The following is a 16,457-nucleotide window of genomic DNA, read 5'->3' on the forward strand; positions in this document are numbered from 1 at the left end:
ATCATCAACATATACCCTATGAAATCAATTGTCCCATTTGCAAATGTCACAGATGCGCTAACCTCCTTGGATAACGGTGGACGTTTTTACAACTGGGTCTCAAAGGCTAATGATGGAAAGATATCAACCTCTGAGCTGGCCAAGGCAGCAGGTGTATTCACCGACAAGGAACGCATGATGCTGTTCCTAGAGATGTCGCTGATGCAATTGTCTGATGATGAAAAACAACAGATTTGGGAGCGGCTTTCTACGGATTTGGTCCAGTCGTTTCAAAAGCATGCGCCACAGCAGATGTTGCCTTCCGAAGCGAGACTTCATGCAAAACCTTCGTCCATGGTCGTGGTGAAGGGCTTCACACGTTGGGTAGAATCTAAAGATCAATTTTCGGGTTTTATCATGGTGCCGATCATGATAGACAAGGTGACATCTTTTACCATGATACCGATCGTCGAACAGTATGACCTCTATGAGCTCCGCGATCATGAGAGTGACGAGTATTTTTTGATTGCTCAGGCCAAGGGATCCGAACGTTTGCCAGACCAAACCATGCAGTTTGGTGGAGTGATCCGTGAGTTGCGCAGCAGGCAGGACAAGAAATCCGAGAGGGGAGTATTCTTAGAAGCGATCTACTATGCGCCCGTTAGTCAGGTTGGCGAGTAGAATGATAGGAACCAAAACCTATAGTTAGGTGTTTCGTCTCAATAGGGAGTAAAGTTATTTTACAGAAATTAGAAACCTGAAAACACCTCACAACTATGCCTACCAAAAAATTAACCTTTCAAAATACTGAAGGTCATGAGCTGTCTGCTCATCTCGAATTGCCGATCGATGCGCACCCGATCGCTTATGCGATTTTTGCCCATTGTTTCACTTGTAACAAGAACTTTCATGCCGTACGACATATCAGTGAAGCCTTGACGCATCAGGGCATAGCTGTACTTAGTTTTGATTTTACGGGATTGGGTCAGAGTGAAGGAGATTTTTCGGATACCAATTTTAGCTCCAATGTTGAGGACTTAGTGGCTGCAGCCAAAGCCTTGACGGATGCGTACGAAGCACCGAGATTGCTGATCGGCCACTCACTCGGCGGAGCAGCGGTGATTTTCGCTGGGCGACAGATCAAGAGTGTGGAAGCGGTCGCGACTGTAGGAGCCCCCTCTTCGCCAGCGCATGTGAGTCACCTGATACAGGGAGATATCGAAAAAATCAAAAACCAAGATGCCGCGGAGGTATCCATAGGCGGCAGAACCTTCAATGTCAAAAAACAATTTCTCGAAGATATAAGTAGTCAAAACATGCCAGAGATAGTGCGTGAGCTCAAAGAGGCGCTCTTGATTATGCATTCTCCTCAGGATGAGATCGTAGACATTAATCATGCGGCTAAGCTGTACGAGTATGCCATGCACCCGAAGAGCTTTGTGTCTCTCGATGGAGCGGATCACTTGCTTACGAGCGAAGGAGACTCACGCTATGCTGGAGATGTGATTGCCACATGGGCCAAGCGCTATCTCCCTAAAGTTGCTCCGATACAGCTCAAAACCAAACAACAGGTTGTAGTACAGATCGGGAGTGAGGGTTATGTATCAGAGATATTGGCAGGCAAGCACAGGTTGAGAGCGGATGAGCCACAAGATGTCGGGGGCAATGATTTTGGGCCGTCTCCTTACGAGCTGCTATTGTCAGGGCTGGGAGCTTGTACTGCGATGACGATTCGTATGTACGCGGACCGAAAGGGTTGGGGTCTAGACAATGTCCATGTGCACCTTAGTCATAAGAAAGACTATGCGAAAGACTGTCAAGAATGTGATGACAAATCCAAAATAGATGTAATTGACCGAACCATCAAGATAGAAGGGGATTTGGACGATGCGCAGAAGAAACGATTGCTAGAGATAGCAAACAAGTGTCCAGTGCACCGAACACTCCATAGCCAAGTGGAGGTCAATACCTCGCTGACCGACTGATTAGTCAGCGAGAGATAAAAAAAGCTATAGATTTGGATAGAGCATATAAGATATAAAGTGCACTGTGTATTTTGCATGTACGCTATGGGTAAGAGAATTATAATATGAAGAAAACCGCTTATGGAACACCATACCTTCTTAACAGCCAGAACGAAAGAGTTCCATTGGAAAAAGAAGCCGCAATTGATGAGCTGTCAATTCAAAGTTTGATCTTCGAAGAACCCGACTGTCTTCCAATTAGTGATATTGACGAGTCCTATAATCCGGTCATTCCAGTTTGCACGGAATTAAACACTCCTGTTGGTCCCTTGGATGTGCTTTTAGTATCTCGCCAATGGCGAGATATGATCATACCCCAACTTTTAAACAAAGTAAATACGACTTTTAAACAAAATTGTGCGTTTTGTTTCTCCTGATCTTTGTATCACATAAATTGAAAGAAGAACAGAGATGAACAATAACAATCAATTCGGAAAAAGAGGATGGACACCAGAGAGAATCGGCAACCTCAGTGGTAAAACATTCCTCATTACTGGTACAACAAGCGGAACGGGGTTTGAAGCAGCAAGAATATTACTCTCCAAGGGTGCGAAAGTTGTGATGCTCAATCGCAACCCTGTAAAATCAGAGGATGTCATAACTACCTATAAAAACGAGCTAGGTAATGACATTGAAGTTTCGTATATCACGGTTGATTTAGGTAAAAAAGCTTCTGTACGAAAAGCCGCTGAAGAAGTACGGCAAACGGTAACGCGCATTGATGCTTTAATGCTCAATGCAGCTATAGCCCAAGTGCCTAAACAAGTGCTTACAGAGGATGGATTTGAGAGCCAATTAGGAACGAACCACTATGGCAATTTTCTTTTACAAGCCTTGCTGTTTCCACTAATTGAAAAATCCAAAGGGCGTATTGTAACGGTGGGAAGTATGGGATACAACTTAGGCCTTAAAACCATCAAGTTTGACGACATGAATTGGGACAAAGACTATAACGGTAATGCTGCCTATAGCCAAAGTAAATTGGCGCAGATCATGACTGTCTATGAACTACAGAATCGATTGGAAAAAGCAGGTAAATCGGATGTGAAGACTTATGCATGTCATCCAGGGGCGTCCCGAACGTCTTTGATCAGGACAAGTGGTGGGTGGATGACCCGGTTCATCTGGCAACTCATGAAGTTGTCTCCACTAGTACAGTCGGCTGAAAAAGGAGCATTTCCCGAACTGATGTGTGCTACAGAAGAAGATTTAGATCAAAAAGGATTTTATGGCCCCACAGGTCGAGGCAATTGGACAGGACCAGTTGGTGCTCATAAAATAGAACCCCACGCAAAAGATAAAGAAGTTGCAACTAGACTATGGGACGTTTCTGAAAATACTATTGGGCAAAAATTCAAAGTGTAAATAATCTATGGAACCATCTACAACCCATATAGGCAGGGTATTTTTATCTGGATCGCTAGAGGAAGACTATACGTGGGAACATATTTCGCCACAGCATATCATCGTATTTCTATACTCGGGAGAGATGACTCTAACCTATGGGAAAAGTACGCTGACATTTGTAGCTGGAGACACTGTTTTAGTCCCTAAAAACCAATTATTACGGGTCATTAAAAAACCGATAGATGATCAGCCTTTTAAAGCTGTATCCATGCTTCTTTCCGATGAGGAATTGCGCAGGTTTTATCAAAGTCGTTCTATTTTGGAAAATCGGGATGATAACATAATCAAGCAAAGACCCATAAAAGCACACCCTTTATTGGAGAGCTTTTTTCAATCCTTGTTTTCCTACTTTGATATGCAAGACGAACTTCCAGAATCGCTTGTACCCATCAAAGTACAGGAGGCACTTACCATCATTGATGAAGTAGATAAAAGAGCAAGTTCTATCCTCGGTACATTTAGCGAGATTGGTAAAATAGATTTGGAAAAGTATATGGAAGAGCATTTTATGTATAACCTTCCATTGGAGCGGTTTGCTTTTCTGACAGGCAGAAGCCTCACAACTTTCAAGTCAGACTTTAAAAAGATATTTAAGAAAACGCCTGGAAAATGGCTTACAGAGAAAAGATTGAATTTGGCACATTTCAAACTCACCAACGAAAAACAAAAAGCAACTGAAGTATACCTTATCGCAGGTTTCGAGAATTTATCTCACTTTTCGTTTGCCTTCAAAAAAGCATTTGGTGTTAGTCCAAGAAATATAAATCAATAGTCAACAGAACGCTAAAATATAAACCAATGGAAATATTAAAAGTCGCCCAAGAATGGGCCAGAGCAGAGGTTTTCTCCACTCGATTCTTCATCATTTTTGCCATTCTATTTTTTGCAGCAAGCGCAGGTTTTTGGCAACTCGGCAAAACCGAATTAGCCAAGGCGTATGTAATTCCATTGCTGGTGGCGGGTGTTTTACTGATGACAATTGGACTTGGATTATTTTTCACGAACAAGTCAAGAATCAATCAATTTGAGAAGGCGTATCAACGGGATGCGATAGCTTTTTCAACTTCGGAAATTGCTCGGACTGAAAGCACCTTGAAAGAATACACGGTAGTTTTCAAGGTTGTTCCGGTGATTATTATTGTAGCAGCGTTATTGATTATTTTCATCAACACCCCGACTTGGCGAGCTATTGGTATAACAACTATTGCCATGATGATAGTTATTTTATTAGTTGATGGTACTGCCCATGCCAGAATGGAAGCTTACGCTAAACAGTTAATAACTTTAGTAAATCAAGATGGTAACTCACAACTTTAATCATAGAGCGATAAAACAATACAGCTAACATGCTGTGATCAAATCATGGCGGTTTTGCTGTGAATGTAAGTTCTCTGCTCTGCACTTTGGAAACCCCGCCATATCTCAGATTAGCCACTATAGATTTACGGCCATTTTAGTATGCTATTCTTCAAACCCATCTGTTCTGTAGGGTAGGGATTGAGAACCTTTCTGCTTTTAACTAACTTGAAAGTGCCTCATGCTGAATGTAGAAAAGCGCATTGCAAATGCTTAAAAAAAGCGTCCTCGTTACAAACGAGGACGAGTTGGGCACTGGCGGTCATTTGACCGTCAACCGTCTACTCGATTGTGCATTCGTTTTTATTATTAACCCTTTTGTCAGTAGCCATATTGCTAACACGATCTCTTGCACTACAAGTGGAATTGATATCAATCCATATTCCGTTGAAATTACTTCAATTAATTGAAATATGATTAAGAAACTGGCTAGCATTATAATTATGTTTCCTAAAAACCCCCAAATTGTAATCCACTTCGGAACGAGTTTTTCTTTGTATAAAATTATATAAAAAAGTATGTTACCTAATCCTGTTGCCAAGATTACACCTAAATGATTAGTCAAATCACGAAACAATCTTAACATATCTCCTGCTGATTCATAAATGGCTATCTCTGAAGTAGAAGCAGAAGAGTGTTCTTGGCTTAGAAGAACAAATATTGGTAGTAATATTATTCCACTTAATTGAAATGTAGCTGCCATAAATCGGAAACCTACAAACCCTATCGAAAGAGTTTTGCTATACTGTTTAAGTATTGGGTAAAGTAAAAGCGAAAAGCCAACATAAATAGGCACTAAAAAGAACTGAAATATTCCACCGGTTAAAACTTGATTTTTATTTGGGTAAACTTCTTCAAGGAATTTATCGCTTTCAACAGTTGGCACAATGCTTAATATGCCAATAATTATTCCTAGAATGATTAAGCCTCCTGCGATTTTTATTTGATTTCTACTCTTATATGCCATACATCAAAAGTAGAAACCATTAAATTCAGCTCCATTGACTTTAGTTAAGTAATCACTTTTTACTTATTATTCTTTTTCTAATTCGACTTAATGATTCTGGTTTGATTCCCAAATAACTGGCTATTTGATGTTGAGGAGCTCTTTGGTGCAGGTCAGGTCTAGCTTTCATCATATTCAAGTATCTTTCTTCGGGAGTTGATGTCCTAAATTCAGTAAATGAAACCTGTTGTTTAAGAATTATAGTTTCAGCGATTATTCGTGATAACGATTCTAACTGAGGATACTTTTGAAATGTTTCTTTTTCTAATTTCGGATTTCCCACACTAACAATTGTATCTTCTAAACATTCTAAATAGGATTCTGATGGTTTAAAAGTTTCATAATTTGCAGGTATAACGGATTGCTCTTCCGTATAGAACTCTATTGTTTTTTCTTCACCATCTTTTAGAAAGTAACTCCTAACGCATCCTTTTATTATGAAATAGCACTCATTAGAAATACCTCCTTCTTTGAGTATAACACTCCCTTTTCTGAAAGTTTTTATAAAAGTACTTTCAGAAATAGCGTTTTCTAATTCTTTAGTTATTACAGTGTATTTTGACAGGTATTTTAATATCTCATTTTTCACAATTCAACTCTGTCTATTCGGTTTGTTTTTTGTAATACTGACTAACGTCAAAATCTAATTCTGATTATCAGTTAGCTTAAAAAAAGCGTCCTCGTTACAAACGAGGACGAGTTGGGATCTGGTGGTGTGAGAAGCGCACTGGCGGTCATTTGACCGTCAGCCGTCTACTCGATTGTGCTTTCGTGCTTTATTTTATTCAATTTCTCTTTCTAAATTTACAATCATCGGCAAATTTGACCGTATAGCTTTGCCTGTCACTATTGCATGATAGGTTTTCAAATTAGGCAATGTTTGAACCAAGTCTTTTCCTACGTAGTTACCTAAGAAGTTAAAGCTAGTCTCGTCATAAGCTTGGTAACATATGATAGTATTACATTGAGTAAGGACTGTTTTAGAAACGTTTGCAGTTCTCTGGGCAATAACTAGGAGTCCAACACCATATTTGCGACCTTGCAAGGCTACTTGCCCCATTTTATTGACCACTGCTTTGCTGTTAAAATCATTTACACCAAGAAAATTTCCTTCAGGAACTATTGTATGTGCTTCTTCAAGTACTAGGCATATCCTCATAGGAGAATCTGCTTCATACGCTTCTTTTGCCTTAGAAAAAATAAGACTAATAAAGTTTTCTGTAGATTGAATTACACTAACTGTATTACTTACAGTTGGAAGTTCAACTAGTCCAATTGAATCATCTTGGGCGGCTAAAAATGCATCTAGATTATCACTGGTTAGTGAGGTTAATTGCTGTTTCTTTTTCCACTCTCCTGTGAAATCAATACAAATGACTTTGGTGTCAGATTTTAATTGTTCTATTATCTCTCTTGCGAGAAATGATTTGCCTGAACCTGTAACACCTATTAAAGCGGTATGATGGCTAATAGCGTCATGTAAATTTATTACTGATGGAAGTTGCGTGTTGGGAATTGAACCTAATTTAAAATCAGGATAGGTATATTGTTCTACCTGAATATCACTTGTGTCTGCTTTGAAGATTGGTGTATTAATAGATGGAACCCATCCAAACTTTTGGAAAGACAGGAGGTCATTTTTCCAAACTCCTAATTGAATCGCTTCTCCCTCAATGAATCCCGTCTCATTTTTACGTTCTAATTTTTCAAGTTCTGTCGTTCCACTGATTACCTGATAAAACAGCCTATGACTACTTACTTTAAGTTCTAATAAATCGCCTTCCTGAATGTCGTCTGTTTGTTTTGAATATTCAAATTTTATAGAACCAATAGATGATTTTTCAATTACAACACCAACAAAATCTTTTATTCTAAGCGAATTAGATAATTCTAGTATTTGGTCCGTCTCGGTTACTTTATAAACGATATTTCGCTTTAAAGCTGCTAAATCATTATTGGTTGTTCCTAATTGTAGTACTTTAACCCACTTTTCTTGATTTAGTAGATAGGTATCGAATACGATTCCTGCTATTGCATAAGCATCTGAATCCTGCATTGTATACTTAAAGTTTAGAATATCAAATCGTTTAATACTCTTACTTCTGTCTTCGTAAAGTTTAACTAAGAATATTTTCTTTGATTGAACTCCGAAAATTTCTCCAATTGCATTTGACTGGATTTTATTGCGTTCCTTCGTAAATGAATTGTGAAGAGACTTAGGGTCGATGATTAATATTAAACCCCATAGAATTACCATTGTAAATAGATAAGTATCGCTTACTTCTGATACAATTTCAGCCTTGTAAAGGATGAGAACAGAGATAAAAACAAATGAGTAAATAACTTTACCTCGCCCTAAAAAAACTGCAATATTCTTAATGCTATTGGATAATTTGTTTCTAACTGAATCAGGACTTTCATTATCAGAAGTGAGCGCAATAGCGGTGATAGAGAGTATGATTAAAATCCCGATTAACAAAATTGTAGAGCCCCAAAGTGTGTTGTTGGTAAATGTCCCTTTTATAGAGACATATACGAGCAATAAAGGAATTGAATTTGTTATTACATTTTTTGGAGATGAATAGTAAGGTTCTATGAACAGGATTGAAAAAAACAACATAAATAGACCTGAATAAAACCAAATATTCTTGGTTGAAGTGTCAGGTAAAATAGAATCTGTGAGTAGATAATGAATTCCTATGAATAATACTGAACTGACTAAAAGAAGAATGAATCTATTTGTTATGTAAAACTTTAGTTTGTCCATGTGATTTTATTAGTCTATTCAATTCAATGATTTTTATATTGCAGATGGCTTTTCTGCATGTATCCCAACATTTCGCTATACGCAATTGCGTATATATATTATTGGTATCAACACTATGTCAGTCATTGATATCCCCAAGAATACCCCTTAGCCCTGATAGATACAAGCAAGCGGGGCTCTAAGATCAAAGTACAGCCTGTATATACCTAGATACAGGGGGTTTTCAGTGAAGTGTATCAGGATTTGCCCCTGACGCCATCGGGAAGGAAACCGTGATGCTAAATACTGCCCTGTAGGCTGCAGAAAGGGGCTGTTTTTGTCTTTTCAAAAACCCGTGCAGGTTCGTCTCAAAGTCTGCACGGGTTTGACCTAAAGTCTGCGCAGATTCGGAGCAAAGTCTGCGCAGGTTTGATCTAAAGTCTGCGCGGGTTCGGAGCAAAATCTGCGCAGGTTCAGAGCAAAGTCTGCGCGGGTTTTCTAGCAAACCTGTACAGGTTTAGCGTAAAGTCACAGCAGGTTTGTGGCAAAGTATCAGTAGGTTTTTGGTAAAGCCTCAGTAGGTTTGGGACAAAGTCTGCGCAGACGGATCAAAATAAGGCGTATCTATAAAAATCGGAGATAATATTAAACGCTTAGGTAGTCAATGCGATTGGGGAAAACCCATACTTTGATTTCCCGAGAGCGTACTTTATCCACCCATGAACACGCTTCATGTTCCCCAACGCATAATTGCATTGAAAAACCCATACTACAGTTGCCCCAGAGCATACTTCAACTTCCCGAGACCGTACTTTGTCTGCCCCAGAGCATACTTCGGAATCGTCCCGAAATAAGTTGACAGGTTATAGATAAATACATACAGATACGGGGAGGTGTGGGTGCAGTACAAAAACACAGACTGCTGTTGATAGCTAGCAAGTGCCCTGTGCATAGAACACTTCATAGCCCTGTGGAGGTTAACCCCTCGCTGACTGGTCAGTCAGCGAGGGGTTGTTTTTTAATCTTGTATTAAGACTGACTTGCTTGTTTTCTTTGCCAGAAAAATATGAATAAGAACACCCCGATCAGGAGCATAGGGATGATGGCGATATTCGCCAGTGTGGCTTGACCAGCTGCGAGCTCTAATGCTTCGCCCGTGAGCCCCTCTGCTGCTTTGGTGGCACGGTGTCCTTCGATCCACCCACCGATGATGGGCTGAAAGATCGATAACCCGAGCATACCCACTCCACCAATTAGCGACATGCCGAGCGCACCTGTTTTGGGCTGGTACTCCGCGATGAAGGAGATCATCGTAGGCCAGAAGTAGCACACGCCGATGGCGAACAAGATCGCTGCGAAATAGACCATACCACCCGTGGCGATACTCATTAGATAGATGGCTACTGATGCGATCACTGCTGATGACAACAGGACGCCCGTGATGTTGAGTCTGTGAATCAGTGGTCCAGCGAAGAACCTACCGACAGCCATCAGTACTGTTACCATGGCTAGCACTAGGAGCGGTTGTGCGCCAGAGTTGGCGAGGATTCTTTCTACCCAAGACTGTGTCCCGAGTTCTGTCGTGGCAGTCAGTGCCATACAGATCAGCATCACCCAGTAGATCGGTGACTTCAGGATGGCTTTGAAATTTTCGGCAGTCGAGCTGCTAGATTCGCTGCGTGTCTCAGGGAATTTTTGTCCACGGAACATCACGAAATAAATGATAGCAGGGATATACATGATCGATAGCTTCAGTTGCCATCCCCAGCCGATGTTGGCAACCAATAGTGCCAAGATAGACCCTATAGCGATCCCGCCAGGAAACCAAACGTGGAATCGGTTGAGCATCGTTGCGCGTTTTTCGGTGTACATCGAGGCGATCATCGGGTTGTAAGCTGCCTCGACCATACCGTTGGCAAAACTGATGAAGAATGTAGAAAAGAATAGTGTGTAGAAGCTATTGGATAGAATCGAAAAGGTGATCCCGATAAAGTGACAGATGAATGCCACATTACCTATTTTTCTTGGCCCGAGCGTGTTGTAGAGCGGCCCGCCGATTAGTGTGGCGATCGGAAAACCGAAGATACCCATGAAGTTGATCCAGCCGAGCTGGCGATCCGTCAGGCTCATGTCAGCGACTAGGTCGTTCATGATCCCAGCGCGAATACCAAAGGCAAAGGCAGTCGTCAGCAGCGCAAAGCAACTGGCTATAAATAATCTGTTCTTGTTTAATTGTGATTGCATAGTCATTTAGTCATGTTTCAATCTTTAATATTATTCAAAATGAATGGGAAATTCATTACGTCTGGATACATGTAGTAGAAATGACGTGCTAAAAAGGAACAATTGCCCCCTTACCGTTGTGTTTTATGCAGCGCTTTTTTCAATGGATTGGTCATTTGTAAGTGTTGGTATATGCCAAGTTTGTTTTCTTATGGACTGTTTTGCGGGGTGCTGGACGTGGTGAATTTCGATGAGTAGCCCTATGGCCCATGAGATTGGGGACTTTTTTGTTCAAAATTTTAAACAAAAAAAAACGGGTCGGAAGCAAACTCTCCCAACCCGAATAGAACTTAGGGCGTCTCCCTAAGCTAACCTATTTAACCTAACCTTATCTTTCGTCGATCAGTGACCTGATTCGATATGTTTTATATTTTAGAGCCTGCAATATATATGTCGTTACATCTATTTTGAAAGACTAGTTCTGGATAATCATTCCGGTTTTTACCTTCTCACAGATACTTCATTACTAAGTCCAATATTTCAGTAGAAACATCATATTTGGATGTTGGGCTTTATAACCTAATCTGACGATGATACTAGACTGGATATGTTTCTCTAGTCACGATTCGTACATAAAACGAGAACCCTATTGAATACCCTACCCAGGATTTTAAATTTATTACTAGGATATAAAACGTGATTATATTTGAACTTTGAATTATTGGATAAATCACGTTATGAAGGACAAATCCGTCTGTGAAGAACAAGTGTTCATACACATACATCAGGAGCAATCTGTACCCTTACGCAATTTTCTATACTACAGATTCGGTAGTTTGGAAAAGGCACAAGACTGTGCACAAGAATCTTTTGTTCGGCTATGGGAAAACTGTAGTAAGGTGGCTTTTGAGAAGGCCAAGAGCTATTTGTTTACCATCGCCAACCGCATCTTTCTTGATGATGTAAGCCATCAAAAGGTCGTGCTCAAGTTCGAAAAACATGAATCTATGTCCTCCATTCAGATGGAACATAACCCAGAGTATGTCTACCGCGAATCGGAGTTCAAGAGCCAGCTGGAGACAGCTGTGTCTTCGCTGCCTGACAAACAAAGGACAGTATTCCTCATGAGTCGCATTGACAAGATACCCAACAAGGAAATCGCCGAAACGCTTGATATTTCTATCAAGACCGTAGAAAAACACATGACCTCTGCTTTGAAATCACTCAAGGAGCAACTCGACGAACTAAAAGATTTTAAAATATAGCGGTAGGGTATTCGCGCCACTTTCCGTTATAACCATAGAAGGAAAAAAATGTCAACACACAACAACGATACGGACCCCCTGATCCAAGAATGGATGCAAGGCAACTTGACAGATGATGATTTGGAACAGCGGATAGGCCGAGAGGAATTACGCAAGTACCAACAAATCCTCTCCGAAGTAGACCAATGGACGCCTAGTTTGTCGGACGAAGTATTTGATCCCAGAGAAATCTTGGACAGAAAATCTGCAAAGGTGGTGCCGATGATTAACTGGCGTACTATCTCAGTCGCAGCGTCGGTGGCAGTGATATTGACACTAGGGTTTTTGTTTTTCCGAGATACAGGTACTGAATATTATGCCGCCTATGGTGAGCAATTAGAGTTCGAATTACCCGATGGGTCAGATGTGGTACTGGCAGCCAACTCTACGGTGAGATGGGAGGATGAGGATTGGTCTGGAGAGACGCGTCGCTTGGTTTTGGACGGAAAGGCTTTTTTTAAAGTGATCCCTGGTAGCAAATTTAGCGTGATGACTGACCAAGGAAGTGTGGAGGTGCTCGGAACGGCATTTGATGTTAGCACTTTTGGTGTAGGCATGTGGGTCAACTGCTACGAGGGTAGAGTACTGGCCAGAGATGTATCTAAGGCCAAGGCACAAATCATCAAAGCGGGGCAGTCATCGCTATTGGTGGATGGATCGTGGGAGCGTATCGTGCCGATCAAAGATGAATCTCCACTTTGGTTGGGCAAAAAACCGACATTTAAGAACACGCCTATTCTTCTCGTGATCAAAGAAATCGAGTCGCTATACCATGTGAAAGTGATCACCGGTGAGGTGGATATGAATAGGCGTTTTACAGGGTCTATTCCTACCGATGATTTGAGTCTAGCACTCAAAATTGTGTTCGGGACATTGGGTATTCAGTTTGAGATTGATGAAGATCAAGTCTTGTTATCACAAGACTAATCATAAAACAGCAGCATGTATAGGAGAGGAATTTGGGGAGTTCTATTGGGTGCCCTGATCTATTTTAATTCAGGGGCACAGACAGCCAAACAGCGTTTGGAGGAGATCATAGATCGCTACGAGTCGGATTTGGAGATTAAATTCTCGTATGACCCTGAACTCGTTTCCTTGGTGAGTAAGCAGTATGCATACCAAGAAGATTTAGAATCTTTTATTACGAAGGTCGAGCAGCAGTTGCCATTCGAGTTCGTGGCATTGGATTCAGGTTATTATGCCTTCCGACCTGTCACTTCTAGCTTTGTTTTGTATCCCTACGATTCAGTGGAGCAGGAGTCGATAGCACCATCAGATGTCATGGTTTTGCTCAACGGAGAGCCTATTCCGGTATCCTACTTGCCCAACGGTGTGCGGTTTGAGTATAGACCGAATTTGTCAGATTCTTTAATGCTATATGTTTTGGGATATGATAAAAAGGCGCTTTCAGTTGCTGGTTTGATCAACCAACGGGAACAACGCCTCAGTATGTTCTATGTGGCGGTAGAGTTAGATGGGTTGGTGATTCAGGACTACATCACGACAGGCATAGATGTGAATCCGTCATCGCAGCGTATTGCGATTGCTGTAGACGACCTGCCATTGCTGCCTGGCGAAACAGATGGAGATATCTTTGCCTCCATAGCCGCATTGCCTGGGGTAACCTCACCGGATAAACGTGCCGGTAATTTGTTTATACGAGGCAGTTTCACGGATCAGTCCTTATTCTTATTTGATGACATTCCGATATATCACCGTGGGCATTACTATGGTACGATTTCGCCATATAACCCTAAGGTCGTCTCTGAGGTAGAGGTCTATCGATCAGGTCTGCACCCTAGACTCGGGGATAGAGTAGGTGGGGCTGTGGTGATTCGGTCTGATGATGAGCTGCCCAATCAAGCGCATGCAGGACTAGGAGCGAATACCCTCTATGCAACAGCTTATGGTCGAGCAGAAGTGATTGAGAACAAATTAGGAATCAGCGTAGGGGCACGTCGGTCATACCCTCGCGAGTTTCAGTCTCCAAAACTATATGCTATATCAAAATCGGTGTTTTCAGGTACTGGCGTAGTAGGAGCAGATGGAGAATTGGTCACGGATGTGGATGTCATTTTTGAGGATTATCACTCGAAACTTAACTATCAAATCAATGAAAAGAACAGCTTATCTACAGCACTAATTTATACAAATACAGATGTTTATTATAAGAGTGATGGGACAGATGGCATTCGAAGGAATGCAGACGAAAACCAGTTTCAGAACTATGGCGTTAATTTTAAGTGGCGTAGAAAACTATCTAACAAGTGGAAGCTAGAGCTGTCAACGACCTATTCGGACTATGCGTTTAAATACATCGTAGACCCTAATCAATCGGGGGACTCGACTTTTTATGCCAAAAATACTTTGAAGGATTACCACGCACGGTATGAGATGAATCGAAAGTCAAGATTGTACAACCTTGATGTAGGCCTGGACTACAAATATCAAACCGTCGGTATAGACTATGCAGACCTCACGAGGTTTACCCAAAAGCTGCTGAAAATCGATAAAACGGTGACGGCACATTCTGTCTCTCCATACGCTAATTTGGATTGGCATGCCTGGGAGCGGTGGTATGTACAGGTAGGAATGCGAGCGACCTACTACCAGCCGCTAGAGACTGTCTACTGGGAACCTCGATTGTTTGTCAACTATGATTTGACCTCATCCCTAGTACTCAAAGGCTCTGTCGGTTGGTATCACCAGTACCTCAGCCAAATGAAGAACTTGGAATATGGAGGGGGCGGTTTTGACAATGAGCTATGGGTATTGGCCGATGGAGATCAGGGATATACGATTACAGGGATTCAGTCTTCTGTAGGCGGTGTACTACATCAGAATGGATGGGTTGTAGATGTAGAAGGCTACTACAAACAGACCGACGGTGTATCAGTCTATCAAGATAGGCGCTTGGACTTTGGTATTACGCCTACTCAAGCAGGGCAAAGTATTGCTGGAATTGATTTTTTGATCAAAAAGGCTGTAACCAATGACTTGACTATATGGGCATCCTATACCTATAGTCAGTCCAAGGTGGTAATGGATACAGCTCGTGAGATAGAGTATACCTCTAAGTATGTCCAACCGCATGTTGTCTATTTGGGTGGGGCTTATACACATGACCGTTGGAAGTTTTCTGGATCTTGGACTTGGTCCTCGGGTTTGTTTGCCAAATCCTTAGATATGGTTTATGCAGAAAATGTTTATTTCAACAATACTGGAAACCTACCCCCTCCTGGGTCTGGGTCTGGAGGAGCTGGACAAGGTCAGAAGCCACCGCCACGTCCTCCCAATCCATTTGCAGATATAGAGGGGCGTTATGATCCGATGCACAGTTTGGACCTTTCGGCATCTTATCATATACCAAGGACACAAGAGCATCGATGGGCTGCTAGTTTTGGCTTGTCCCTCGTCAATGTTTACAATCAGGTCAACTTGATTGACAAAGTGTACAGAGGAGCTCCTCAACCATCATTTTTGGATCGTTATGCTATTGGCTTTGCACCTAACTTGATGGTGATGGTGGAGTGGTAGCTCATTTTTTTTCAGTGGTGAGGTAGGGTTTGAACTACCTCTTCTCGTTTCATTATTGAGCCACACCTGGTGGCAAATACGAAACGAGAAAATTATGAAAACAGTCATCTTAATAGCAGCAGCAGTATTTGGTCTATCCTTTGGACTGATGGCAAATAGTGATCATGTTAATACCTTCACACTATGGCCGGATCAAGAAATCACAGTTTTAGAAACTAGTGTCCCACGAGAGGCTCTGTTTGAAATCCTACCAAAATCTATCTTGGACGGAAATCCTACGCCTACCGAGCAAGAATGGGTAGCACTAATTAAGAAATATACTGTCAGTCATACCACGATTATCCACATGGACGGAAGGGATGTTCCTTTTGGCGAATGTCAAGTAAGAATGATCGATGGTCAAGTAGACATCAGTTTGGAGTTGATAGAAAAGAATCTAAACGTTAATGACCTGATTATTTCTTTGAGTTTTATGAACGAAAGAGCAAACCAAAAGAATGTCATTTACTTATCAGAACAACAGCGTTCGTTCGAACTCAGTGCTGCTAACAATTATACACTTGTACCTGTGATACACCAAAGCGGAGCATACGACGTGGCGGGAATAGAACTATCAACATTGCTTTGGGTACTCATACCTGGTATAATGGTCATTCTATTGGTCACCGTAGGGTTCAGGTGGTACGAAGGGTATTTGGTCAAGGAACATAAGTTTAGCGGCCAATTCTAAGTAGTTAGGTAAGAAATTTACAATCATCATCACGCTTCAAACGTAGGTTACGCCTGATCATGCTTTCCATAGTAGGGTCAGGTTTTTTTGTGCCTTATGGATTTTCGGGTATCGAATATTATGGCGTATTTTTATTCTCGATATG

The 16,457-nt window shown here is 41.5% G+C and carries 14 protein-coding genes; 10 read left to right on the top strand and 4 right to left on the bottom strand.

What is annotated here, in order from left to right:
* The first annotated feature begins 18 nt into the window (after positions 1 to 18).
* The 6 genes from BUB99_RS20515 to BUB99_RS09180 all read left to right on the top strand — a co-directional run bounded on the left by BUB99_RS20515 (position 19) and on the right by BUB99_RS09180 (position 4,727).
* Positions 19 to 660, top strand: a complete 642-nt coding sequence (locus BUB99_RS20515) for a hypothetical protein (protein WP_185117033.1) — start codon at positions 19 to 21, stop codon at positions 658 to 660.
* Positions 661 to 755: 95 nt separating this feature from the next.
* Positions 756 to 1,964, top strand: coding sequence for a bifunctional alpha/beta hydrolase/OsmC family protein (locus BUB99_RS09160; RefSeq protein ID WP_073121692.1), 1,209 nt, complete (start codon positions 756 to 758; stop codon positions 1,962 to 1,964).
* Positions 1,965 to 2,068: 104 nt separating this feature from the next.
* A complete protein-coding gene (locus BUB99_RS09165; RefSeq protein WP_073121693.1) occupies positions 2,069 to 2,380 on the top strand; it encodes a hypothetical protein in 312 nt (103 codons plus the stop codon).
* 34 nt (positions 2,381 to 2,414) lie between these two features.
* Positions 2,415 to 3,368 (top strand): SDR family oxidoreductase, encoded by a 954-nt coding sequence (locus BUB99_RS09170; RefSeq protein ID WP_073121694.1) that lies wholly within the window; start codon positions 2,415 to 2,417, stop codon positions 3,366 to 3,368.
* Between the two features lie 7 nt (positions 3,369 to 3,375).
* Positions 3,376 to 4,182 (top strand): AraC family transcriptional regulator, encoded by an 807-nt coding sequence (locus BUB99_RS09175; protein WP_073121695.1) that lies wholly within the window; start codon positions 3,376 to 3,378, stop codon positions 4,180 to 4,182.
* A 26-nt stretch (positions 4,183 to 4,208) separates the two neighbouring features.
* Entirely contained in the window at positions 4,209 to 4,727 is a 519-nt protein-coding gene (locus BUB99_RS09180; RefSeq protein ID WP_073121696.1) for a hypothetical protein, read from the top strand.
* Between the two features lie 301 nt (positions 4,728 to 5,028).
* Here BUB99_RS09180 and BUB99_RS09185 read toward each other — a convergent pair whose 3' ends face one another.
* From BUB99_RS09185 to BUB99_RS09200, 4 genes are all read right to left on the bottom strand, one after another.
* Positions 5,029 to 5,733, bottom strand: a complete 705-nt coding sequence (locus tag BUB99_RS09185; RefSeq protein ID WP_073121698.1) for a DUF4386 domain-containing protein — start codon at positions 5,731 to 5,733, stop codon at positions 5,029 to 5,031.
* 52 nt (positions 5,734 to 5,785) lie between these two features.
* On the bottom strand, positions 5,786 to 6,361 hold the full coding sequence (locus tag BUB99_RS09190) for a Crp/Fnr family transcriptional regulator (RefSeq protein ID WP_073121700.1): 576 nt from the start codon (positions 6,359 to 6,361) through the stop codon (positions 5,786 to 5,788).
* 192 nt (positions 6,362 to 6,553) lie between these two features.
* Positions 6,554 to 8,539: an ATP-binding protein gene (locus BUB99_RS09195; RefSeq protein ID WP_073121702.1), complete on the bottom strand. Its 1,986-nt coding sequence runs from the start codon at positions 8,537 to 8,539 to the stop codon at positions 6,554 to 6,556.
* Between the two features lie 1,008 nt (positions 8,540 to 9,547).
* A complete protein-coding gene (locus tag BUB99_RS09200; RefSeq protein ID WP_073121829.1) occupies positions 9,548 to 10,762 on the bottom strand; it encodes an MFS transporter in 1,215 nt (404 codons plus the stop codon).
* A gap of 716 nt (positions 10,763 to 11,478) precedes the next feature.
* Between BUB99_RS09200 and BUB99_RS09205 the strand changes: the two genes are divergently transcribed.
* The 4 genes from BUB99_RS09205 to BUB99_RS09220 all read left to right on the top strand — a co-directional run bounded on the left by BUB99_RS09205 (position 11,479) and on the right by BUB99_RS09220 (position 16,312).
* Positions 11,479 to 12,006, top strand: a complete 528-nt coding sequence (locus tag BUB99_RS09205; RefSeq protein ID WP_073121704.1) for an RNA polymerase sigma factor — start codon at positions 11,479 to 11,481, stop codon at positions 12,004 to 12,006.
* Between the two features lie 48 nt (positions 12,007 to 12,054).
* Complete coding sequence (locus BUB99_RS09210; protein ID WP_073121706.1) at positions 12,055 to 12,972, top strand: FecR family protein; 918 nt, start codon at positions 12,055 to 12,057, stop codon at positions 12,970 to 12,972.
* Positions 12,973 to 12,987: 15 nt separating this feature from the next.
* Entirely contained in the window at positions 12,988 to 15,582 is a 2,595-nt protein-coding gene (locus tag BUB99_RS09215; RefSeq protein ID WP_084190461.1) for a TonB-dependent receptor plug domain-containing protein, read from the top strand.
* 94 nt (positions 15,583 to 15,676) lie between these two features.
* A complete protein-coding gene (locus tag BUB99_RS09220) occupies positions 15,677 to 16,312 on the top strand; it encodes a hypothetical protein (protein WP_139280957.1) in 636 nt (211 codons plus the stop codon).
* Positions 16,313 to 16,457 lie beyond the last annotated feature (145 nt).

The organism is Reichenbachiella agariperforans (assembly GCF_900142205.1).
GTDB lineage: Bacteria > Bacteroidota > Bacteroidia > Cytophagales > Cyclobacteriaceae > Reichenbachiella > Reichenbachiella agariperforans.

Bases quoted from the DNA above. Each gene is read 5' to 3' on its own strand.
- BUB99_RS20515 (WP_185117033.1), top strand. From the start codon at position 19: ATGAAATCAATTGTCCCATTTGCAAATGTCACAGATGCGCTAACCTCC.
- BUB99_RS09160 (WP_073121692.1), top strand. From the start codon at position 756: ATGCCTACCAAAAAATTAACCTTTCAAAATACTGAAGGTCATGAGCTG.
- BUB99_RS09165 (WP_073121693.1), top strand. From the start codon at position 2,069: ATGAAGAAAACCGCTTATGGAACACCATACCTTCTTAACAGCCAGAAC.
- BUB99_RS09170 (WP_073121694.1), top strand. From the start codon at position 2,415: ATGAACAATAACAATCAATTCGGAAAAAGAGGATGGACACCAGAGAGA.
- BUB99_RS09175 (WP_073121695.1), top strand. From the start codon at position 3,376: ATGGAACCATCTACAACCCATATAGGCAGGGTATTTTTATCTGGATCG.
- BUB99_RS09180 (WP_073121696.1), top strand. From the start codon at position 4,209: ATGGAAATATTAAAAGTCGCCCAAGAATGGGCCAGAGCAGAGGTTTTC.
- BUB99_RS09185 (WP_073121698.1), bottom strand. From the start codon at position 5,733: ATGGCATATAAGAGTAGAAATCAAATAAAAATCGCAGGAGGCTTAATC.
- BUB99_RS09195 (WP_073121702.1), bottom strand. From the start codon at position 8,539: ATGGACAAACTAAAGTTTTACATAACAAATAGATTCATTCTTCTTTTA.
- BUB99_RS09200 (WP_073121829.1), bottom strand. From the start codon at position 10,762: ATGCAATCACAATTAAACAAGAACAGATTATTTATAGCCAGTTGCTTT.
- BUB99_RS09205 (WP_073121704.1), top strand. From the start codon at position 11,479: ATGAAGGACAAATCCGTCTGTGAAGAACAAGTGTTCATACACATACAT.
- BUB99_RS09210 (WP_073121706.1), top strand. From the start codon at position 12,055: ATGTCAACACACAACAACGATACGGACCCCCTGATCCAAGAATGGATG.
- BUB99_RS09215 (WP_084190461.1), top strand. From the start codon at position 12,988: ATGTATAGGAGAGGAATTTGGGGAGTTCTATTGGGTGCCCTGATCTAT.
- BUB99_RS09220 (WP_139280957.1), top strand. From the start codon at position 15,677: ATGAAAACAGTCATCTTAATAGCAGCAGCAGTATTTGGTCTATCCTTT.